General features: G+C 31.5%; 11 protein-coding genes. All 11 read right to left on the bottom strand.

All coding sequences use genetic code 11. The annotated features are described in order from the left end of the window. Positions 1-6: 6 nt before the first annotated feature. A complete protein-coding gene (locus AXE80_RS03580; protein ID WP_068824512.1) occupies positions 7-2,703 on the bottom strand; it encodes a carbohydrate-binding protein in 2,697 nt (898 codons plus the stop codon). Beyond that, positions 2,703-5,381, bottom strand: a complete 2,679-nt coding sequence (locus AXE80_RS03575) for a galactose-binding domain-containing protein (RefSeq protein ID WP_068824510.1) — start codon at positions 5,379-5,381, stop codon at positions 2,703-2,705. The genes AXE80_RS03580 and AXE80_RS03575 overlap by 1 nt, the downstream gene beginning before the upstream one ends. A gap of 217 nt (positions 5,382-5,598) precedes the next feature. Then, entirely contained in the window at positions 5,599-6,720 is a 1,122-nt protein-coding gene (locus tag AXE80_RS03570; RefSeq protein ID WP_068824508.1) for a leucine-rich repeat domain-containing protein, read from the bottom strand. 226 nt (positions 6,721-6,946) lie between these two features. Beyond that, a complete protein-coding gene (locus AXE80_RS03565; protein WP_068824506.1) occupies positions 6,947-8,416 on the bottom strand; it encodes a sulfatase family protein in 1,470 nt (489 codons plus the stop codon). 273 nt (positions 8,417-8,689) lie between these two features. Continuing rightward, a complete protein-coding gene (locus tag AXE80_RS03560) occupies positions 8,690-10,312 on the bottom strand; it encodes a RagB/SusD family nutrient uptake outer membrane protein (RefSeq protein WP_068824505.1) in 1,623 nt (540 codons plus the stop codon). Between the two features lie 40 nt (positions 10,313-10,352). Next, positions 10,353-13,466 (bottom strand): SusC/RagA family TonB-linked outer membrane protein, encoded by a 3,114-nt coding sequence (locus AXE80_RS03555; protein ID WP_169816808.1) that lies wholly within the window; start codon positions 13,464-13,466, stop codon positions 10,353-10,355. Between the two features lie 38 nt (positions 13,467-13,504). After that, positions 13,505-15,025, bottom strand: coding sequence for a fasciclin domain-containing protein (locus tag AXE80_RS03550; protein ID WP_083194565.1), 1,521 nt, complete (start codon positions 15,023-15,025; stop codon positions 13,505-13,507). Between the two features lie 24 nt (positions 15,026-15,049). Further along, the gene (locus tag AXE80_RS03545) at positions 15,050-16,684 is read right to left on the bottom strand and encodes a fasciclin domain-containing protein (RefSeq protein WP_068824502.1); all 1,635 of its coding nucleotides are present in this window, start codon (positions 16,682-16,684) and stop codon (positions 15,050-15,052) included. 12 nt (positions 16,685-16,696) lie between these two features. After that, positions 16,697-18,154: a RagB/SusD family nutrient uptake outer membrane protein gene (locus AXE80_RS03540; protein WP_068824501.1), complete on the bottom strand. Its 1,458-nt coding sequence runs from the start codon at positions 18,152-18,154 to the stop codon at positions 16,697-16,699. Between the two features lie 12 nt (positions 18,155-18,166). Next, a complete protein-coding gene (locus AXE80_RS03535; protein WP_068824500.1) occupies positions 18,167-21,418 on the bottom strand; it encodes a SusC/RagA family TonB-linked outer membrane protein in 3,252 nt (1,083 codons plus the stop codon). Between the two features lie 24 nt (positions 21,419-21,442). Next, positions 21,443-23,755, bottom strand: a complete 2,313-nt coding sequence (locus AXE80_RS03530) for a fasciclin domain-containing protein (RefSeq protein ID WP_068824499.1) — start codon at positions 23,753-23,755, stop codon at positions 21,443-21,445. Between the last annotated feature and the right edge of the window lie 323 nt (positions 23,756-24,078).

The raw sequence follows: 24,078 nt of genomic DNA, 5'->3' as shown, positions 1-24,078 counted from the left end.
ATAATTTTATTTTTTAATTATTTTTTTTGTGCTACTTACCCCATGTTGATTGATTTTAACAAAATAAATTCCTTTGCCAAAATCACTAATATCATAAGACTCCTCATTACTTTTTGCCACATCCGTAAACACCAACTTACCTAGAACTGTATAAAATTCAACAGTTGAATTTTGGCTATTGGTTATGATAACATTATTAGATACTGGATTAGGATAAACATTAATTTTATTAAAATCTCTATTCCCCATACTTAACAAGTTTGATCCATATACTTCAACCTCTGCCAATGTAATTCCGTAATCAGATGTTTTAGATATTTTTACCATACTCCCTGTTACGCCACCTACCTCAATTGTTTGTGAAGGGTTTGGATAATCTGCATAAAACTGTGTAAAAGTTATATTTCCTTTATCATCTATTACTTCTACAGTAAAATTATTTAGCCTTTCTCCGTAATTACTCCCTGTTCTATTGTAAATATTGATGTTTTCTATAATATAATTAGCTCCTAAATCTACTTGCCACCACTTTAAAGTATTAGAACCATTCTCTCCGTGTTCTGTATGAGTTACTGATCCACCACCATAATTTCCATCTGTATTTCCATCAATAGCTAGTTCTGGCGGACCACTATAAGCTGTAGATGATTGCGTAGCCACACTACCATTTGTTGCCAATGCTAAATTTGGAATTGATGGTGTAACTGTAACAATGTTAGATTTTATTACAGAAGAATCATTCGTTGTAGCTTCAACCCAATAGTAATATGTTTCTCCGTTATTTACCTCATGATCCGCATAAGTATTTGTAGCTATATTTTCTGCCACCAATATTTTTCCTGTTTCGCTAAGCAATATGTTTCTGTATAAATTTTGAGTAGCTAATTCCAAATGATTCAAATCCCAACTTAAAGAAACAGAACCGTTAGCAGTATTACCTTCTAAATCAACTGAAGGCATTGGGGTTAAAAACTGAAACCAGTTTATATTAAAAAGGTCTCCTGCTCCACCTTTAAACACAAAATAAACATCTTTAACTCCTGCTATAGGGTCAATCTCTACACTTAAAGTTTCCCAATTTTGTAATCCAAAAGTAGTATTTACAGGCAATGTCCCTATTAAAGTTCCAGACACACTTTCTGTTCTAATTTCTATACTCCCACCTGTTGTATTACTAGCTACTCTAGCTTTTAAACTATCTACTCCTTCTCCAAAATCAATTGCATCAAACTTTATCCAGTCTCCATCATTAATTCCAGTAATACTCTCTGTACCTTCTGTATTATCTTCTTTTTCTATTCCAGACATGTCATGATAACACTCAGCTTCAATAATATCTGTAGCTGATGAATGGTTACAAAATTCTACCGTTTCCTCTGTAACATCAAAAATGTAGCAATTCATACTTTCACCTTCTAGAGTCGGTGTAAAAGTATTTCCAGAAGCGGTATATGAAGTTATAGAACCTTCTATAGGAGTATTATTTGTCCAATAATGTGTTGCCACCTCACTTGTAATGGTAGATTGATCCATAGTAATAGGCATGGTATATTCTGAAGTACTTTCGTTAATTACCCACAAAACTATTTTATCATCTTTTCTAAAAGTAATGGTATAAACCTTTGATAGGTCATTTACAGAAGAAGTTACATAGGTGTATCCTAATATATTATTAGAAAACTGTTTCATCATATAATACCCTCTTAATCTAGTACCAGTTCCTTTTGCAGGAAAATAAATAGAACGGGTTTCTTTATCAATTCCACGAGACCATATTTCAAAATAAACTTCTCCATTTAAACCCGCTTTATACCTTTCTGCTTTTTTTATATACTCATCAATTTGTTTAAACATTTCTCTTTCTACACCATAGGTTGGAGAACCACTCCCTGTACTTGTCTCATCATCATACATGGGTTTCCCTAAAGCATTGGCTCTTTCTGTAATGGCCACCCACTGATCTGGATCTTCATTAGCATAATTATGACTACAAAAACCAGTATACAAATCTTTTGTTCCTAATGAAGCCACATCTCTTAAGTAAGTATTCCCCGCAGCTAAACTCCAAAATCCTTGATCTATAATCACTGGCTTTACAATACCCCTTTCGTCTAATTCGCTATTTAGAGTATTGATTATATCATCTGCTTCTGAAGCTCTTACATGCCACATCCATTCTTTTGCTGTAGATAAAATATCAATAGGCACTCCTTGGTTACTCATATACTCACAATAATCCGCTAAAAAAACACCATATTTTTCAACATCTGTTACTTTAGAACTATAGGTATGAATCCAATCTGGCATATTGTTATCATCACCATAACCATCATAATCAGATCGCATGGTTGCAAAAAACTTAATATCAGGATTTACTGCTTTAATGGCTTGCATGGTAGTAACCTGCTTATCATAAAAAGACCAATTTTTAACTCCCTCCGTAATTTCTTGGTTTTTGTCGTATTGAACTCTACAAACATTAAAATTGATATCTCCAAACCCCCATTGAATGATTTCTTCTTTATTCTTAGCACTTTGAATAGCAGATGAGCTACGCTCCATATCTCCACCAATCATATCAATAGTTTGTTTGTAATTAGTTGAGTTTACCACAATGGATTGAGCTACAAGCGAAACACTATACACAAACATTGCAATAGAACATATGGCAATCTTTAAAACATTTATTGAATTATTCTTCATTATTGTTTGATGATTTTTTTAGTAAAAGAACTTCCGTTTTTAGTAATCTTCATAAAGTACACACCATTTGTTAGTGCATTAACATTTACTTTTTGATGGTTACTCTTTATTTCTGTAGTAAAACATTCAACTCCTAAAACATTATACACTATCAATTTTGTTCCAATTCCATTGGTAATGTTTATTTCTGAGTTTACTGGGTTTGGATACAATCCAACAGTACTGGCTAGTTTATGGCTATCTGTAGATAACGACACCTCCTCATCCACTCCATAAACTTCTACCTCTGCAAGGGTAATACCTGTATCTGATGTTTTTGATATTTTAACAACACTACCTACAACACCTCCTGTTTCAATTGTTTGTGATGGATTAGGATATCCTTCATAAAACTGACTAAACGTTACATTCCCATTCGTATCTTTTATCTCTACGGTAATGTCTGACAATCTTGACTCATAACCTGTTCTGTTATAAATATTAATAGTTTCTATATTGTAATTTTTTGCTAAGTCTACTTGCCACCATTTTAAAGAGCCATTCGTTCCATGAGCTGAATGGGATACTGAACCTGCTCCAAAGTTTCCGTTAGTATTCCCATCAATTGCCAATTCTGCACAACCTCCGTAAGGACATGGGTCAGAATCTATTGATTGTGTAGCCGTTCCGTGAATGTGTGCTAAATTTACTGGCTCTTGCGCTTCTTTAACTAATACAACTTCTATATTATTAAGTTCAAAAGAATTATTTGCTCCACTAAATAAGACCTTCATTTGCTGAACACCTTTGGTTAAATCAACCTTAGTTCCTATTTTAAGATTTTTCCAATCATTTAACCCAGTAGAATTTTCCCCTCCAAACGGAACTGTTACTTCTGAAACTTTTTCTTCATTAGCAAAATCTACTTTAATTTTTCCATTAGCATTTGCTGCAGCATATCGAATTGAAATATCATAAGTTCCATTGGCAGGAACATTTACGGTATAGGTAAGCCACTCTCCATTTGCAATATTGGTGATGTTATAACCTCCTTCTGAACAAACTTTTACATCAACTCCTTCATTTGTTCTATAGGCTCCTCCTGAATTTTCAGAATCACTATCACTATAAGTACGTCCTTCTCCTTCTATTACAAAATAATCATAGTTTTCAGCTTCAATAGTCATCGGAAGATTGTTTACTTTATAAACAGGTAACCCATTGCTATCAAAACCACTAATTGGATCACCTGGACTTACTCTACGGAATTTTAATCCTCCAAAACCTGGGTGGTCGGTTACCGTTCCTTCTGCTTCTACTCCTATTTGTTTTGTTAAATAATCAAAACCTCTTTGTAGCCATTTATAATCATCACTAGGTAAACCTAAACGATCTTTATAATGACCTAAATTCATTTCATAAACTGGTTGTAAATTATGTTTACCACGTTCTAAAAACTCATCACCTGTACTACAAACTAAGTATGGATTGATTTTTAAAGATTTCCAACGACCAGAACGATCTGTTCTTTCTATATACTCTCCAGATGCAACTGTAGGTTCCCAAGGAGTTGTTTGATCTGGATACGAGTTTTCTAAACTTAAATTATAACGATAGTAAAACTCTAATCCTAACAAAGGTCTATTGTCTAAATGTCCATATAAATCATCTCCCTGATTCCAAGCCATTTCTGCCATCACGGCAATGGTAGAAACTCCTGCCAATCCATGTGCTTGATCTCTAGAAGATTCTTGACATTGACCATTTTCATATATATAATTACTAATCACTTCATTATATCCATAATCCGTAATTGTATTTTCAAAACCATTTTGGGTAAACTCATCAAAATATTCACAAGATGTTTTTTGACTATTATTAATCGAAGGCCCTGATGGATATGCTAAATCATCTGAACGATGTGATTCTCCTTGTAAATAACGTAAGGCTCTATCGTACATCACTTCATTATCTAAAAAGATTCCCATAGCCATCATGGTTCTCATACAAAACAATCCTTGATTTCCATGTCTTGCAGGATCCCCTTGATATACTCTCCAATAAAAAGTAATATCTCCACTATTTATGGCTGCTGTAGGAACAGTTGTTGTTGAATATCCTGGATAGACAAGCATGTCTTTAAATTCCTGCATATCTGATGCTGCCCAACCATCATAAGTATGCTTAATGATTTCAGCTGCTTCTATAATTCGCCAAATACGACCAGAACTTAAGGGTACTGTCATTGTATTTCTTTTTAACCCTTTCCAAGTATTAAAAATTTCTACTGCTTTCTGTGCATGTCTTTCATCACCGGTTATGTACCACATTAGAGCATTATAATAGGCTGCTGTACCATCATTAATAAACCACGCATCACTAGCACTAGAATATTCTGTGATATAAGAAGGATCTTGATTTACAACATTGATAGGATAAGTATATTGAGCTTTAGAATTATTACTTAGATTTTGAAATGTAGTAGCAAACGGTTCTATTCCCGCCTCTACCATGTACTTCATACGATCTAAATCGGATAATTTATGTGTTATTCCTGGATGAATTAATTGTGCATTTGCATGATTAACGACTAAAAAGAAAACAATATTTAATCCGAAAATTATTTTGTTCTGTCTTAATTTAGAGATTCTTTTTAAAAAGTAATTTTTTACCATATTTAAGCTAATAGTTATGTTCATAAAATACTAGAGAGTTAACTCATTATTAAAACGACAAAACTCACTAATACATCAATGTAATATTATCAACTTATAAGGCTATTTAATATTAATTATAATTCAATTACTTTAAAACATAGCTCATTTGACAACAAAACACTATCATTATTGTGTTTTACTAAAAAAAAGCTCAACAAATAATTGTTGAGCTTTTTATACAAAGAATTTGAGATATACTTTATTCTTTGATAATTCGTTTTGTAAATTGACCTTTACTTGTTTCTATTTTAAACATATAAACCCCAGATATCAAATTAGATATATCAATATTAGATGAGCTACCTTCTAATTTATTTACAAACAATAATTCCCCTGTAATATCATAGACACTTACGCTAGCATCATTAAGCTGATTACTATTAATAGTAACAACATCACTTGTAGGGTTAGGGTAAATATTAAAATTGAATTCTTTTTCAACTTCGTTTGTACTTAATGTAATATCCCCCTCTACAATAGTTCCGAAATCTTTCCAAACATCAGCCACCTCATAAGCAGATTTTGAACCTACAGGTACATAAAGAGTTGCTGTTGCAATACCAGAGCCAGTAAAAGCTGACGCATCAACAGTTATTGATGAAGGATCAGTTGCTTCTACTTCCATTTCGTTTAATGAGGTACAACCATCAAATGTACTTGCCCCTATTGAAGTTAAATTAAGTGGTAATTTTACAGTAACTATATTAGGGCATAATATAAATGAAGATGCTGGTAAAGTAGTTAAAGATGTTGATGCAGACAAGTCTACAATTTCCATTTCATTTTCTCTAAAATTAGCACTTTCTACTAGATTAGTTAACGATGCAGCAGTACTGAATGTATTTGTAAGGTTTGCTCTAGAAAAGCATCCTTGACCAACTTCTTCAATAAGTTCAAACAACTCATTAACATCACTAATAGCACAAGTAAAAAAAGCTTGCCTCCCTAATATCGTAACACCACTAGTCGTTGTAAAATTGATAGTTTCTATACCATCCGCGTAAGCAAAAGCTCTGTACTTAATTTCGGTAACAGAAGCTGGTAACTCAATATAGGTAATATTATCATTTGTATTAAATGCATTTTCACCAATAGCGGTAACAGTATAAGTTGTTGAAGTATTAGTATCTTCTATAGTAGTTGGAACAATAATACTTGTTAATAATGAAGTCTTATTATCTCCTAACTCTACTTCATTTGGAGATAAACTTGTTACAGTATAATTTACGTCATTTACCATAAAAACATCTCCTACTGTTTGTGCATTAACAATACACACTGCAAATAAAGCAGTCCAAAATAATTGTACTTTTCTTTTCATAAACTTTCTCTTTTTTAATTTATAATATGTCGAAAATACCACAAAGAGCATCACTATATTATAATTTAGAGCCCTAAAGCTATGACACATGGTGTATTAACAGTTGTAAATACTTTCAATGATTAAAATTTTTATTAATCTCTGTTATATCCTAACTATACTAAACCAAAAGCCCTGCTAAATAATATAACAGGGCCTTTATTTTAAAATACAATTTTATCTACTTTTAATTTGCCTTAGGTTGATTCCATAATCTATATGGGTCCTCATTAGCAATCATTTGCTCTAGTAATAAAGCTTCCATTTCTGCTAATTTTGCTGCGTATTTAGGATTTTCAGCCAAATCTGTTTCCATTTCACCTTTTTTATGATGCTCTGGCAAATATTCATTTGGATTTTCAGCCAAATTAAATAATTGAGTTTCTCTAACAGTACCATCCATTACATCATACTTAATCAATTTCCAATCTCCTTTTTTAACTGTACGCATTCCTGGTTTTGTTCCACCTGCATAAACTCCATACATCACTTCTCTTACTACTTCTTTTTCACCTTTTAAAACAGGTACAAAACTTTTCCCCTCAACTGTTTCTGGAGTTTTAATCCCTGCTAAATCGCACAAAGTTGGTAATACATCTAACAAATAAATATTCCCTTTAACTCTTTTTCCTGAAGGTAAATTAGGACCTTTTACAATAAAAGGAACTCTCCAAGTATGTTCGTATAAATTTTGTTTTCCTTGTAAACCATGACGCCCAATTGCCATTCCATGATCTGCAGTATAAATGATATAGGTATTGTCTAATTCACCCATCTCGTCTAACTTATCCAAAACTTTATTTAGTTGGATATCTATGTTTTCTGAACATGCAAATTCTCTACCTAGTTCGTTTCTTATCGTATTTTCATCTCTATTTTTCCAAACCCCACTTACACGTTCCTCATCTCTAAGTTCTGGGTGTCCATGATGGAAAGGATGTGCTTTTAAATAATTTTCAGGTAATTGAGGTTGTTTTGCATTTAGTGGAGGTAAACTATTAGGATCTTTATGATTAATAGCTCCATATTTTTTTAATAACTCTGGAGTTCCATTTCTTGTATCATGTGGATGAGAAAACCCAAAGTAAATAAAAAACGGATCATCTTCTTTTTGTGCTTCACGATTGTTTAAATAGCTCAACACTTGTTTTGCATGCCATGCACTACCTGTTTCTTCTGTACCTCCACGTTTTGTAGCATCGTGAACTACTGTAAACTGCTTATTAGCACCAGGATATGAATTTCCTTTTTTACAAGTTCTCATTGTTTTGTAACCTGCTCTATTAAAAACAGCTCCTATGGTTTGTTCATCTATTTCGTGAGGGGCTGTTTGTTTTTGAAATTCAGCACTTAGTGGTAAATGCCAAACAGTACGACCACTCATAATCATATGTCTTGAGGGAGTACACACCGCTCCATTCATAGATCCCATATGACGAGCACTTTCAAAAACCAAACCTTCTTTGGCAAGCTTATCTATGGTAGGGGTTTCTAAAATAGAATTAGGATTGTATATTTTTAAATCAAATGCCGATTGATCATCTACTAATACAAATAAAAAGTTTGGTTTCTTTTTTTGCTTTGATTTTTTATCACTTCCTATACAGCTAGAAATAGCTGCTAAACAAATTAATGTGGTTAATCTAAAAAAATTCATTTTGTTTTTAATTTACTTAATTTATATGTTAATACTTTTTAACTATGAGAAGTTATAGTAATGTTGAACCAATGAGTTTAAAAATTAATTTCTTAGAAAGAAAACAATCTTTAGATGCAATATTGTAAATAATTCATATTAACAATATAAAACATAACACTATACCACTAAATTATCGTTCTTTTTACCTATTAAACACGTAGCTAAACAAAAAAAGGAGAATCTTTATAAGATTCTCCTTTTTTTAATTTATTAATTTCTACAATAATACTCTTATTGTTCTACAAAATTATCTGGTACATCTAAATGTAAAAACCAATTACTTGGATTAGATAATTTTTGTCTTACACTATTTGCTTGAGCAGCATTCCCTGCTAATTCAAATTTATTAGCAACAGCATCAGCAATAATACTTGGATCATTAGCTCTTCTAGAAAAACGAACTAAATCTTCCCATCTATTTCCTTCAAACGCCAATTCTAATGCAGCTTCATTTAAAATTAAAGCCCCAACTTGATCAATTGTTTCACTTTGTGTTAAACCACTAGGTACAGAAACTGGAGCCAAACCAGCTCTATCTCTAACTCCCAAAAGTCCAGAAATTGGTTCATCACTATTATTAGTTGTGAAATATGCATCTAAATCAAAATTTAAGAATGTTTGTGCATTGTTAAAAATAGGCGCATCCTTAGGTTCTACATCTGGATTGTTAAAAATACCATTTAAAATAGCCAAAGCATGTTCTGGGTAACCAGCATAGTTAATTGCTTCTGCATATCTTAAATATATTTTAGCAGCTCTATTCCACATAAAATATTCCTCTTGGTATTTCCCTAACAACTCAGGATCTAATTGATTTACAGATGAATAATATCTATAATCATAAGGATATTCAGCTATTTGAACAGGTACTCCTTCGTAACCATAATCTTGCGCACTCCAATTCAATAATATTGATTCCGAAGGCTTCATTTGAGTTGTAGCTATGTCATAAATATTATTAGGTTGTCTGTATTGTTCGCTAAACCCAATAATATTAATTGACTCACTTGGTTGTGGTGTATTATTACTAAAAATACTTCTCCAAGAACTACCAGCAATAACATATCCTGTACCTGTCTCTTCAACTCTAGTAGTATAGTTATTTAAACGATATATTGGTCCACCATCAAATTGATTGTCTAAAAATCTCTTATAGCTTTCTGCTGCTCCAATATAATCTCCACTCCATAAAAACAAGTCTCCTAAAAGGATATCATTATTAGGAATCATACTTTCTATATTAAAAGTTAAAGAGCTTTCGTGTCTACTAACATTATCAATACCAGCAATAGCTTGTAAATTTCTAATCAACTGATTTAAACCTTGATTAAAATCTAACAAAGGATATTCATCTTTAAAGTTATCGTCACTTCTAATTGGCTTATCTATATATGGTAATTTACCATAATTGATAAGGATTTGCATTTGTGCCCATGTTCTAATTCTCATGATAGAAGCATAATCTTCTAACAATCTTTCTTCATAAGCTTTTGTATCGATACCTACTAAAGCAAAGTTACAGTTATTGATAATAGAGAACAGTGTTGTAGGGTCTATAAAACTGTTATCATTACTAATTTCAAGACTGTTTAACTGTCTCAACTCATCTTCTGTATCTAAGTTTACATCAACTAAATCTGCACGCATTTCTCCCAACACAATGTATTGTCCTGCAACCTCTTGCAATTGAGATAACACACCAAACAAAGCTGATCTTGCATCTAATTCATCATCTCCTAAATAATCTCCGGATAGTAGTACTTCTTCTGGGTCTACATTTAACATATCCTCACAAGAGGTTAGTAAAGATAAACCTAAGAATAAGCCTAACGTAAATTTTATATATTGTTTCATTATATCTTTTTTTTATTATTATAAATCGATTATAGCAATATTATAATCCTACTCTTACTCCTAATACAACTGAACTGTATTGAGGTGTCATTCCTCCATCAATACCTTGTAAATAACTTATTTGTGAGTTACTAAATTCTGGATCATATCCTAAGTATTTGGTAAATGTTAACAAGTTATTAGCTGTAACAAAGAATGTAGCGTTAAAAGTTTCTGGACTATAAGATAATGACAATGTTTTAAGTCTGATGAATGAACCATCTTCTATCCATCTATCAGAGAATCTTGAATTCCCCATAGCATCTCCATAAACAGATCTTGGAATGTTTGTTTCTTGATTTTCAACTCTCCAACGATTTACTACTGCTTGACTTTGATTAGCAAAATTACTCATAGACTCTGTTTGTCTTCTTAAAGCATTATAAACATCATTTCCTTTACTAAAGGTAAACACTGCCGATAAAGTAAAGTTTTTATAAGTAAAGTTGTTGTAGAACATTCCTGTAAAATCAGGGTTTGGATCTCCAATAACCACTCTATCATCTTCATTAATTACGTTATCAGAATTATTTGTATTTACAAACTTAACATCTCCCGCAACAAATGGTTGATTAAATCCTTGGAAATCTCTCCAGCTTAACCCAGCTGCAGATGCTTCTGCTGAACTGTTATAAATTCCATCTGTTTTATATCCATAGAACAATCCTAAAGCACTTCCTTCTCTATTGATAATTGTAGCATCAACTCCTTCTACATGAATAATTTGCTCTTGACCTGGAATAGATGAAATTTCATTTCTATAACGTGATATATTTCCTCCTAGATCCCATTTAAAGTTTTCAGTATTAAATATGCGAGCGTTATAGCTAAATTCCGTACCACGGTTGTTTAACTTTCCTTCATTACTAATGTAATTTTGTTGACCATAAATAGGGCTAATTTCTGTTTGGTTTAATAATCCATCAGTTACATTGTAAAAATAATCTGCACTAAAAGAAATTCTTTCATTAAATAATCCAAAATCAAAACCTAAGTTTGCTTTTTTAGTTTCTTCCCAACGAATAGAGCTATTAGCAACGTTACCACTAACAAGACCTGCTCCTTCTAAAAATCTATTAGATACAAAGTAAGATTCTGCATTATAGTTTCCAATACCGTAGTTACCAGTTAAACCATAACTTGCTCTAACTTTTAACTGATCCAAATCTGATAAATTAGCCATGAATTTTTCTGATGAAACTAACCAAGCTGCACCAATAGATGGAAAAATTCCAACTGGTTGATCATCACCAAAACGAGATGAAACATCTGCAGATATATTACCACTTAAAAAATACTTATTTAATAAAGAATAGTCCACATTAGCATATGATGATGCATATTTCCAGTTTCCAATGCTACCAGAAGTAACGTTTGTTAACCTGTCTCCAGAATCTAATGAAGTAAAGTTATCATCAGAAGAATTTCCATTTAATGAATAAGAATTGGTGTAATTGTTTTGGTTATAACGCAATCCTAAGTTAAAAGAAAACTGATGGATATTATCAACACTTAATAAGTAGTTTAATCTTGTATCATTATAAAAAGCTAACAAACTTTCTGCACTAACTTTTGAAGTTCTTCTAAGAATATCTCCATACTCATTAACTTCAGATGATAAACCTACATCTGGTAAGAAAACATTTTGTCTGTTTTTAATGTAGTTAACACCAAATAAAGATGAAATTTTTAAATCATCAGTAATTCTATATCCTAAATCTACTTGACCATATAAGTTGTAATCTTTTGCAGCAAAAGTAGCATTATCAACAATTGCTTTAGGGTTACTAAACCCACCTATTTGATCAATATCTTGATAAATTCCAGTAACAATACCGTCTGCATTTGGCGTAAACGGAGCTAAAAATGGAGATTTATTTAAAGCAGAAGTTATAGGAGAAGAACTATAAAGTCCATTATCATATAAATCACGTTCTCCGTAACTTACACTTAAGTTTGTCATTAAAGAAAGTCTATCTGTAATATTAGTATCTGCGTTAAAACGAGTTGTAAATCTGTTAAACTTTGTACTAGATACTACACCGTTGTTAGTTGTATAACCAACTGACAATCCATACTTAGCAATTTCATCCCCTCCAGTTACTTTAAAGTAATAATCATTTACATAACTATTATCAAAAACTTCTTCTTGCCAATTTGTTGAATTATGATAGATTTCATAATCTTCAAAAGAAGGATTTTCATTAAAGAAAGGTAAGTTAGCAATACCACCTGTTTCATCATAAATACCAGAATCATTCATTTGATCTGCTAAATAAGTTCTAAACTGATTGTTATTCATCATTGGAAGACTCTTAGGAGCCAAGTTAAAACCACCTTGAACAACAAAATCTATTTTAGTAGTAATGTCTTCAGTTTTGTTAGTTTCAATTAAGATAACTCCGTTAGCTCCTCTAGATCCATAGATAGAAGCTGCATCTTTTATAATAGTAATATTAGCAATATCCTTAGGGTTAATGTCCGATAAAGGATCGTAAGAATAACCTCTAATTAAATCATTATTATTAAAAGTATTAGTTTCTATCATCATTCCATCCACAACAATTAATGGTTGAGTAGAACTATTTAAAGTATTGTATCCTCTCACAAAGATATTAGCACCAACACCAGGTACTCCAGATCTCATGATTGATCTAACACCAGCAACTTCTCCATTAATAACGTTAGATAACGATTCTCTTGAAGATTCTAATTTTGTTTGTTTTGTTTCTACTGCATTTACTACAGAGGTCTTGGTTTGTTTTCCTAGTGGCATTCCAACTTTTCCGTAGTAAGAATTAAAATCATCTGCATAAATTTTAATTTCAACTACTGAACGTCCTTTTAACGCAACTTCTTTAGTACTAAAATCTGTACTTGCAACTGTTAATGTTACATTAGCATCAGGTACTCTAATAGAAAACTCTCCATTTTCATCTGTATATACAGATGAATATTGTCCTGTTCGCACATTAACTCCAGTTAATGGCTCATTATTAATCGCCCCCATTACTGTACCTGTTACAATAATGGCTTTCTCCTGTCCTTGCAATACACTAGTAATTCCGAAGAATAAAATGAAAAGCAGAGAATGTATATTTTTAATTTTTATCATAGTCAGATAATTCATATTTAAGTTTTAATAGTAATAATTTAGTCTACGGGTACTAATTCTGCATAGTCAATACCAAATCTACGAGAGTATAATATTGTTTCTGCATCACTTACATCAACAATAACTTTTAACTTTACAGAGTATTCATTATCATTTTCTTCATTAATATACACTGGTATATCATATGTACCACCTATACTAATAATACCATCTTCTAAATGACTAACTGTTATGGCATCAATTTCATCAACAACAGTGTTTTTGTTTTCATCTACATAACTAAACTCAAATTTTAATTTGGTTTGTTGTGGTGCCCCCACTGGTGTAAACTTTAAATTGATAGTATAACTAGCAGATAACACGTTTTCAAAAGCAACTTCAAAATAGTTGTTACCGTCATTACCATCAGGACTATTTAGAAGATCTACCACGTTAGTAAAACCTCCAGAAGCCAAAGAATTAAATCTTGATGAAATAGTAAGATCTACTAACGATCCTATTTCTCTTCTTTCAATATTCTCTATCTCATATCTTACAGGCTTATAAGCAACATTTTTAGGAGCTAAATCATACTGATTCATTACAAATAAATTTCCATTACTTAATTCATGTTCTTCAGCAATAGAAGCTTTATTTATAGTTACCAGATTATCTGTTGTTGTTAACAATTCTGTTCCATCTAATTCATCTGAATCAATTACAGGAAAGTTTAAGTTGTTAAAAATTACTTTATCAGTAACACTTTTAATACTATCCTCTACTGGATATTGAAAATAACCTTTAAGAGAGTTAAACACATCTGTATAAACAGCATCTGTTAAACCTATAAAAGTAAAACGTTCTTCTTCAGAACTTAAATCTCCAATAGAGTCAAACCTTTTATTAGAAGTTTTAAAAACAGAATCGTAAACAATTTGTCCTAATGAATTTCTTCCTACTCTTACACTATTTGGCTCATCAAAAACAGTTTCGTTAAACTGATTAAAATACTCCATTAATGATAAGAAATCATCTGAATTTTCGTTAAGGTACGCCCAAATATTTGGTCTAACTGTTAAAGTTGTACCTATTTTGTGTAAAATACCATTAGCGGTTAAAACATCTTTCTCTATAAGTTCAACTCCACCAAAAGATGTACTTCCTCCTGCATTTGTAAACTCTATATATTTATTGTTAAACATTTTAACAAAAAGTGGAGTATCTAAGTTACTCGAGTTGTATGAGTTTCTACTAATATGATTTTCTACTAATTGTTTTAACATATCAGGATCATTTAAAATATCATCTGAAACCTGTGCTAAAGCTGCATTATTTGGAGCCCAAACAGTATAAGCTTGAGAGGTTTTTAGAAAATCTTTATAATCCGTTTGTTGTAGTAATGACAAGAAGGTTGAGTAATTACTGTCTTCTGACAATACTGTTATGATGTCTGACTCCAATCTAGTATCTAATTGCTCATAATGGTCATCCCATGAGTTACAACTACTAACAGCTATTACAACCATTAGACTTGCTATAATTTGACTGAAGTTTAATATAAAATTATTTATGTTTTTCATTCTAAGATCTTTAATATTTAATTTTTATTCTTCAACCGGAATAAACTCAACAAAATCTAATGGAGTAACCCCAGACCTAACAGTTTCTAGTCTTAATACGTGTCTTTTTTGCTCAGAACATAAAAGTTCATCGGTAATAAGGAATCTAGAATTAGACTCTAGTTCTGCTTGGCTAGTACCTGCATTATTTGTAATCCAATCATATCCTAATCTAAATCCGTTTAATTCCATTTGAGTAGCATCAGGCCAACCAGTATTTCTTACAGAGTTCATGTCCCAAACTTTACCTAAAGGTTCTCCATCCCAATAAATCTGAACAGCTCCTCTACCTCTTCTAGACATATTTCCAACTATTAACATTTCATATTTACCTCTTGGAATTACCGGTGTATCAAATTCCATCCAAGAATAACTGTGTACAGAAAATACATTTCTATTTAAATTAACTCTGTTTCCTTGTGTTAAATGACGTTGTTCTTGACTTGCTGGCTCCCATCTGATAAACTCATAAGCGTCTGGACCTCTATAATCACTTTGACCTCCAATTTCTTTAGACTGAATCTCTGGTTGATCACTTGTAAAATCAAAAAAGATATGCTTTGGTTTAGGAGTAAAAATGGTAAATAATTTATCTACTGTATGGTATACTCCATTTTTTGCAGGATAATTACTATCCGCATATATTAATGATGTCCAAGTATCATTAACCCCTTCTTCAGTTTCATTTAATTTTAAAAACTTATCTGTCTTGAATGCTTTAATAGCATTTTTAGGTAAAACTGTATTGATAAATCCATCTTCAGGAATATCAGTAGAATACATAAAGGTTTGAGTAGCATGATAAGCAACATATCTGTTTAAAGCATTTAATGGATCTTCAAAATCTGGCTCATTAGGCGATACTCTAGCCACTAAGTCTGCAAATGAATTAATTCCTTCTTGAGCATAAACCTCATCTGACTCAGCAAAAATTGTAAAATTATTTTTAGAACCATCAGGTCTAAGTAATTCATCAAAAACATCATAATATCCAGTTTTCTTCATTGCTTCAACAAAAATTGTATGTTCACCTCTATCTTCCATTACTTTTGGTACTGAATTAACATAAGGTTCTAATACACCAGTTAAACCGTGAATAATACCATTATTAGTTCTAATATCATATTTATCAAGTCCAACCTCTCTGTTAATTTTAATATTAGCAATACCACCACCAGCTAAATAAGAGGTAGTAATAAAATCACCTGTAAAAGTAGTATCTGGTAAACGTCCTTCTATAAAACTACTTGTAGCTCTTCCAACAGGAGTTGTATGGAATCTTACCAATGTTTTTAAAAACTCTATCTGTTCAGGGGTATTTAATTGATCTACTGAAGTAACTCCCCATTTATCAGATATATATGTTTTTACAGCTTCGTTATTAGGTGCAAAACAAGTATAGTTACCATAACTTTTTAATGCATTAAAAAGATCTGCTTTTTTAATCATCTCTACATACATCGAAAACTTTTCTGGATTAGCTTCTAATGTTTGCATAATGGTCATTTCATCTGTTGTAAAGTAAGTAGTACCATCTAACTCATCTTCACAACTAGTCATTGTTAGTATTAATAATGCTAACCCTCCAAACCAAGTAATAAATTTATTAGTTGTTTTCATAATTTTAAATGTTTAGTTTTCGTAATAAGGATTTTGAACTAAATTGTGATTTCTATTTAATTCATCTTGATATATAGGTAGATAATAAGATTCTGTATTTGAAAAGAAACTTAAAATCTGATCATAATCTTCATCACCTGCCTTAAAATCTACTAAATTTAGAATTAAGTCCTGTCTTTGAAAATTATTACGTTTAGCAAAACGAAGTAAATCATGCCATCTTTTTCCTTCAAAAGCAAATTCCTTTTGTCTTTCTAATAATAAAGCTTCTAACAAAAATGGTTCGTTAATGTTTGGATCTACAATATTACTAGCTGCTCTTTGGTGTACTTCATTTATTAAATCGTATGCTTTTTGTAAATCTTGTTGTGTTGTTGATAAAATGTAAGCCTCAGCTTCCATCAACTTTATATCAGCATATCTATAAAAAATAAAATTGTTGTAAAAATCATTGTTACCTCTATATCTTCCTGTTCTATCTAACCCTGTATATTTAAATACAAAAAGAAAATCATCAAAAGTAGAAGTAAGTCCTCTAACATCATTTATTCCTCCTTCGTGATAAAGAGATTGAATACCGTCAAATGCAATAAAATCTGGATTTGCCCAATAGAAAGCATTTCTTACAGTAGCTGCAATATCATCAAACTGTAATTCAAAAATCCCTTCTACAGAATTTCCTTCAATAAAAAGACTATTGAACCATTCAGCTCCATTTACTAACTCATATTTATTTAAATTATTAATACGAGTACATGCAGAAAGACAATCGTCATATTGCTCATTCCAAAGATAAGTATCTGCTAAAATAGCTAAAGCTCCACCTTTAGTCATTCTTCCTTTGTCATATCTAGGATCTGCATAAGATAAGTTTAAATCTTCTACAGCTGACTCTAAATCAGTAATAATTTGTGTTAAAATTTCTTGTTCAGTATTTTTCTCTACATAAAAATCAACTTGATTGTCTGATGTAGCTGTTAATACTAAAGGTACTTCTTTAAAGTTTTTAACTAGAATTAAATAAACCAAAGAACGGATGGTTAAAGCTTCTGCCTTAAATGTTTTTAATTCTTGTTCGGTAAAAGACAAATCATTAGCCTGAGCACCATCTGCAAACTTTAATACTAAGTTACAGTAATTAATGGTTGCATAAAAAGATCTCCAATCAGACAAATTATTTGTTGGCACCATATAATTTTTCATCAAATTGACATCATTTCCTGAAGCTGTAAATGGAGCTACCATATCAGCTCTAAGCTCTCCCCACTTTAAAACTCTATCTGTAAATGCAGATTGGTTCATAGAGGCATAACACCCAGCCAAAGCAGCTTTAACTTGTTCTTTGTTTTTCCAGAAGTCTTGTTGAATAAGACTATCCTTTGGTTGCAAATCTAAGTAATCATCACACGATGTTAACGTTAGCAACAAAGCTGAAATTAATGTGAATATTTTTAATATATTTTGTTTCATAGTATTGACTGTTTAAAATTGTAGATTAATACCTGCAGTTATTTGCTGAGCTCTAGGAGTTTGACTAGTATCATAACCAATCTTGTTCCATGCTCCACCTACACCAGCTTCTGGATCTGGACCTGAATATTTTGTAAACGTAATTAAGTTTGTTCCTGTAACAAAGAACATAGCACTAGTAAGGTTAAACTTTTCTGCTAATGATTTTGCTACATTATATCTTAATGTCAATGACTTTAATCTTACAAAAGAAGCGTCCTCTAAGAAACGATCAGATGCTAATGTGTTAACAGGGTTAGCAAAAGAAGCCTTAGGAATATCTGTTACATCTCCCTCGTATCTCCATCTACGTAATACCGCAGTACTTTGATTATCAAAATCATCCATACTTTCTGTATTCATTCTAGCGATGTTCATTACTTTTTGCTTTAATCTAAAGTTAAAGAAAGGGATTAACTGTAAGTTTTTATATCTTATAGTACCTCCAAAACCTCCATATAATAAAGGGTTTGCATTTCCTAAATAAACAACATCTAATCTGTTGATGTTACCATCTTTATTTACGTCTTCATATTTAGCTTCACCTGCGTTAAAAGCTCTACCTCCATTAAATACTGTTGTTTTAGGAGTACCATCAAAGTCATAAATAATGTTGTTATTTTCATCACGCGCTACTAACTCATCTGTAGTACTATAAACTCCTAAGTATCTATATCCGTAGAAAGAACCAATTGGATTTCCTACTTGTACTCTTTTTAAATAACCATCAGGACCTGTTGTTAAAGGGTTACCTGTTTCTGTTATTTGAGTATCAGATATTCTAGTTACAATGTTTAAGTTTCTAGCAATGTTAAAGTTTAAATCAACATCAAAATCTTTTGTTTTAAAAATCTTTCCTCTAACACTTAATTCAAATCCTTCGTTAACTAAATCTCCTTGATTGATAAAAGGAATACTTGAAAAACCTGATGTGGTAGGAATTGCAGCATTTTTAGTTAATAAATCTTTAGTTTCTTTTCTATAGAATTCTAAATCTCCCATTAATCTATAATCAAAGAAAGAATAAGTAAGTCCTACGTTCTTTTGAATTACAGTTTCCCATTTTAAGTCTGTTAACTCCATGTTTTGTGGAATAACTGGACGCTCATCTAAGTAGTTATAGTTGTAATTAGTATAGGTATTGTATTGACCATAGTTAAAACTTGGAGAGTTACCGTTTTCACCATAACTTGCTCTAAACCCTAATTCATCAATAAACTCAATATCTTCCATAAACGGCTCGTCAGAGAAAATCCATTTTGCTGCAATACTTGGGAAAATTCCATATCTGTAGTTACTACCAAATTTAGAGTTCCCTTCTGAACGCAATCCTCCACTTAAAATATAACGATCTAAAAATGCGTAGTTAAAAGAAAAGTTATAAGCAAGTGATCTATATTGAGTAAATGAAGAACTTAAACCATTACCATTCCCCTCAACTCTTGTTTGTGCAATAGGAGTTTGAATTAAACTACTTGGTGAGTTAGTTGTTGTAACAGCATAACCTTGACTTGTTTTTTCATAAGTTTGGAATGCTAATAATGCAAATAAAGAGTGCTTATCTCCAGTTTCTGGATTCCAAATTAATTTGTTTTCTGTACGCATTCCAAAAAATTCTGCATCTGCAAAAGTTGCTTGGTTTGCACTTGCACTGTTCCAAGTAGTAGCTACTGCAGCTTCTGGAGTAAATCTAGAAGTTTTGTCTGTACCAATATCAAAATTCACAATTGCCTCATATCTTAAGCTTTTTAATGGCTTATAATTAAATCTAAACGTAGGTGTAATTCTGTTATTTTCTACATGATTTTTAGCTAAGTTGGCTAAAGCAACTGGGTTAAAGTTACCTGCATCTCCTGGTTGAAATCCATTTAAAGGAGTATAATAGATATCTGTTGGATTTCCATTATCGTCAATTTCATAGATAGATTGGTTTGGCATTTTTATTAAAGCCAATGCTCTAATACCTGTACCATTATCTAATCCAGTAGTAAATGGTCTATTTAAAGAACCATGAGTATAGTTAAGTTCTGTAGAAATAGATATTTTATCAGAAATATCATAATCTAAAATAGCTCTTGCAGAAAATTGTTTAAAATCATTTCCTATAGTAGTACCTATTTCATCTCTATAGTTTCCTGAAATACGATATCTTGATTTTTCCCCTCCACCAGAAACACTTAAAAAGTGCTCATTTTTATTAGACATTCTTGTAATTTCATCTAACCAGTTTACGTTTTTGTTATATAAATTATACAACTCATAAGTTGGATCATATTCAATTTGAGGAAAACTTGTGGTAATACCCGAAGAAATAAATTCATCTTTAATTAAAGTTGAATACTGGTCTCCATTTAACAATGGAATTCCATCTGGTTGCCAACCTATAGTTGATCTATAACTATAAGAGAAAACCGCTTTACCTTTTGCTCCTCTTTTTGTTTTAATAAGTAAAACTCCATTTGCAGCTCTAGAACCATATTGTGCTGTTGCTGCAGCATCCTTTAATACAGAAATTTCTTCAATATCATCTGGAGATACCCCAATCATTGCTGCATACTGTTGCTCATCAGCAGAACCAAAATCAAAAAGTTCATCAATTTCTGTTTCATATGGAAGTCCGTTAATTACAATTAAAGGTTGAGAACTTGCATTTAAAGAAGATGTACCACGAATACGAATAGACATTCCAGCACCTACATCCCCAGAAGTAGCTGCAATATCAACCCCACTTAAACGTCCCTGTAATTGGTCCATAATATTTGCAGGTGATGTTTCACTAATTTCCTTAGTAGAGATAGTTGAAACTGCTGTTGCAATTCTTCTTTTATCTATATCAAACTCTCCTGTAAATACTTTTGTTGCAGCTCTTAATTCTACTGCCTCTAATTCAGATACGTTTCCTATTAACTCAACATTAATAGTTCTTTGATTACCTGGTATTACTGATTTAGCATCAAATCCTACATAAGAAAATACCAATTCATTATTTGGGTCTGTGATTTGAATAGAATAATTACCATTAAAGTCAGCAAATGCAGACTTAATTACACGGTTATCTTTATCTTTTTCCATAACCGTAGCACCAATCAATGGTTCTCCATCAGATTGTGATGTAACAACACCTGTAATAATAGTTCTTGATGTTTGTGCATCTGCTTTATTTAATGAAAACAATGCAAATACTATTATTAATATATAAGAATATGACCTGTGTTTATATTTCATATTTAAATTATTTAGCTTAATGTTTTAGAATTTTAGATAACCATCCAACTCGTGAATAACTATACCTTTTGAAAATAAGTTTAACAATCCACCTGTTGTTGCAATTGCTATCCCTGTTTCTGGATCTTCTACACTTAATTCTGTTAAGAAGTTCGATACTTGAAACTCATCATATACAGGAGAAAAATCAATTTCTCTTGCAAAATATAATGACTTGTAATCTCCTGAACTAACCCCGTCTGTAACAATAGGGTCTTGGAATACATGTAACTTTGCAAAATTTAAAAGATCTCTTTTTGCAATTGCCAATTCAACAGCATCTGTAGGCAAATTGTTTGGATCTACAATTACTCCATCAGTTATTGCTTGTTGAACTGCAGCATCATTAGGAGCAAACATTGTATAACTTCTAGTAGAACTTACAAAACTTAATAACTTATCATCTGCATATCCAGGAATTGTAATAAACCCATCAACAGCTTCAAGTACTTCTATGAATTTTGAGAATTTATCAGAGTTATCAACTAAACTTTTATAAGCAAAATCTAAAGGTCTTTGGAAATGCTTATCCATTTCATAGAAATTTCCGTTTTCTGTTGTTCTTGTTAAAGTAATATTTGCCTTTTCATTAGCTAATAAATCTCCTCCCCCAGCAAGAGATCCATCAGGTAAAGCTTTAATAAATGCTCTACTTCTAGTTTGATAAAAATTATCAGAGTTTAAAGTAACCTTCTCATCCACAATCTGATTTAATACGATAGCCTCTAAAGTTGTGTTTACATAATTTACATCAGCTGATATTGGACTATCAATATTCTCTGGATATAAACGATTGTTTGCTGCATCTGGGTCACCAGTAACTTGTATTTGAACTACAGAGAAATCGTCTGTAAAATCAACTACTGAAATTCTTCTTGTTGCACTATTTGGATCTGGTATATCAATAAATTGATTATTTGCAATACCAAATACTGAAAAGTTAGATCCTCTACTTGACAAACCATCTGCAATACCTAAACCTTGTATTGCTTTTAACATAATTGTATAATCAGGATTCAATAATAAAGGCCCCAATACTGTTGAGAAATTCTTATTAGTATATACTTTATTAACACCAACAAAAAGACCATTACTACAAAATCTTTTGTCTACAGCATCACTAGTACTATAATCTACTAAGTTAAGAGATACGTTAAAAGCACTTCCTTCTCTACTTGGACATAAATCATAATAATTTGAAAAGAAATGTGTACCTAAAAAAGTAGCTAATACATCTATAGACATATCATCATACGAATTATAAAACTGACCTAAAATACTATTCCCTTCAAGATAACTAGTCAATGCTTCATTAGTAGGAATTGCCATACCCACAGCATTTGACGGAGTTCTGTTTGCGTTGTTTAATAACGGAGGGTAAGCTTCGTCATATGGGTTATATGGTAACAAGTTGTTTTGAAGACCAGTTCTAAAACCAAGTCTAAAAATTTCTTCTTGCTGACCTGTTGCTTCATTTAATTGAAAACCTTGAGAATTAAAACTTGCAAAACGATCTATCAAGTTTTTAAACATAGAGTATTTATCTTTATACTCATCAGACATTAAAGCTTGATATATATTTTCTCTTGGTTCAATTACTTTATCTAAAGCATGAATAAAACCATTTTCAGCAACTATGTTAGCTCTAACAGCATTTGCTTCATAAACTTTCATCTGATCAGTATCAGCATAAGTTTCTCCATCAAAAATAAAATTGTAATCTGCTTTTTCTATTCCTTTACTCTCCATATAATAAGGTAAGAAGTAAGCTACTGTTTTATCTCTACCAGAACTATTATCTAACTTATAAACTCTTCCTGGCTCTACTTCGTCAACATAAGGAAAATTAGCAGCATCAGCATCAATAATAGTATCTAAATACTGAGTTGTCTTTTTAAAAGCATTACCAACACCAGCATTATTAAAATAAGTTAAACTAGTAGTATTCCAACCACCACTTAATACTGAGTACTGTACCAAATCTAAAATTCTTTCAGAAGGAATTTCATCAAAAGAACCAAATCCTTCTTCTCTCATAAATTCCTCAAAGGCTTCGTCCGTTGGAGCAAAAACAGTCCAAGAACCACCTTTTTCTAAAGGAGTTTTATACGCAGTTTTTTCTATACACTTTACATAGTACTCAAAACCACCCATTGCCTTAAGCTGTAAATAAATAGTCCCTACCAAATCCTTTGGTCTAGCATACTCGAGCGGATCGGGCTGACAACCAATAGCAAAAATGACGGTAAATAATACTGCTGTTATAAGACGAGCAGTTTGTTTAATTTTTTGTTTCATAGTTTAATAAAATTGTAATTCGTTAGTAATTTTCAATTAGTATAGTTCTTTGATTTTTTATCATAAAAAATAGCATTGTTAATTCATTGGTAAATAGTCTTAAGTTTCTAAGTGTAATTTTAACAAAAACCCCTTTATAGAAATATAAATTATTACTCATTTAACATAAAACATGACCCATTACCCCTGTTTTTATTAGCATTAAAGCCAAAAACATAAAAAATCATTATTTTTAAGTTATTTTTTTGACATTATATTTAATTCTAAATCCATAGTGTTTTTGAACTAAATTTCAAGCCTCATTTTGAGTGTTCTGTGCTTAA

The organism is Wenyingzhuangia fucanilytica, from assembly GCF_001697185.1.
GTDB lineage: Bacteria > Bacteroidota > Bacteroidia > Flavobacteriales > Flavobacteriaceae > Wenyingzhuangia > Wenyingzhuangia fucanilytica.
Note: the sequence above shows the minus strand (reverse complement) of the source record. Positions and strands in the feature narration are given on the sequence as shown.

Bases quoted from the DNA above. Each gene is read 5' to 3' on its own strand.
- AXE80_RS03555 (WP_169816808.1), bottom strand. From the start codon at position 13,466: ATGATAAAAATTAAAAATATACATTCTCTGCTTTTCATTTTATTCTTC.
- AXE80_RS03570 (WP_068824508.1), bottom strand. From the start codon at position 6,720: ATGAAAAGAAAAGTACAATTATTTTGGACTGCTTTATTTGCAGTGTGT.
- AXE80_RS03540 (WP_068824501.1), bottom strand. From the start codon at position 18,154: ATGAAACAAAATATATTAAAAATATTCACATTAATTTCAGCTTTGTTG.
- AXE80_RS03550 (WP_083194565.1), bottom strand. From the start codon at position 15,025: ATGAAAAACATAAATAATTTTATATTAAACTTCAGTCAAATTATAGCA.
- AXE80_RS03530 (WP_068824499.1), bottom strand. From the start codon at position 23,755: ATGAAACAAAAAATTAAACAAACTGCTCGTCTTATAACAGCAGTATTA.
- AXE80_RS03575 (WP_068824510.1), bottom strand. From the start codon at position 5,381: ATGAACATAACTATTAGCTTAAATATGGTAAAAAATTACTTTTTAAAA.
- AXE80_RS03560 (WP_068824505.1), bottom strand. From the start codon at position 10,312: ATGAAACAATATATAAAATTTACGTTAGGCTTATTCTTAGGTTTATCT.
- AXE80_RS03545 (WP_068824502.1), bottom strand. From the start codon at position 16,684: ATGAAAACAACTAATAAATTTATTACTTGGTTTGGAGGGTTAGCATTA.
- AXE80_RS03535 (WP_068824500.1), bottom strand. From the start codon at position 21,418: ATGAAATATAAACACAGGTCATATTCTTATATATTAATAATAGTATTT.
- AXE80_RS03565 (WP_068824506.1), bottom strand. From the start codon at position 8,416: ATGAATTTTTTTAGATTAACCACATTAATTTGTTTAGCAGCTATTTCT.
- AXE80_RS03580 (WP_068824512.1), bottom strand. From the start codon at position 2,703: ATGAAGAATAATTCAATAAATGTTTTAAAGATTGCCATATGTTCTATT.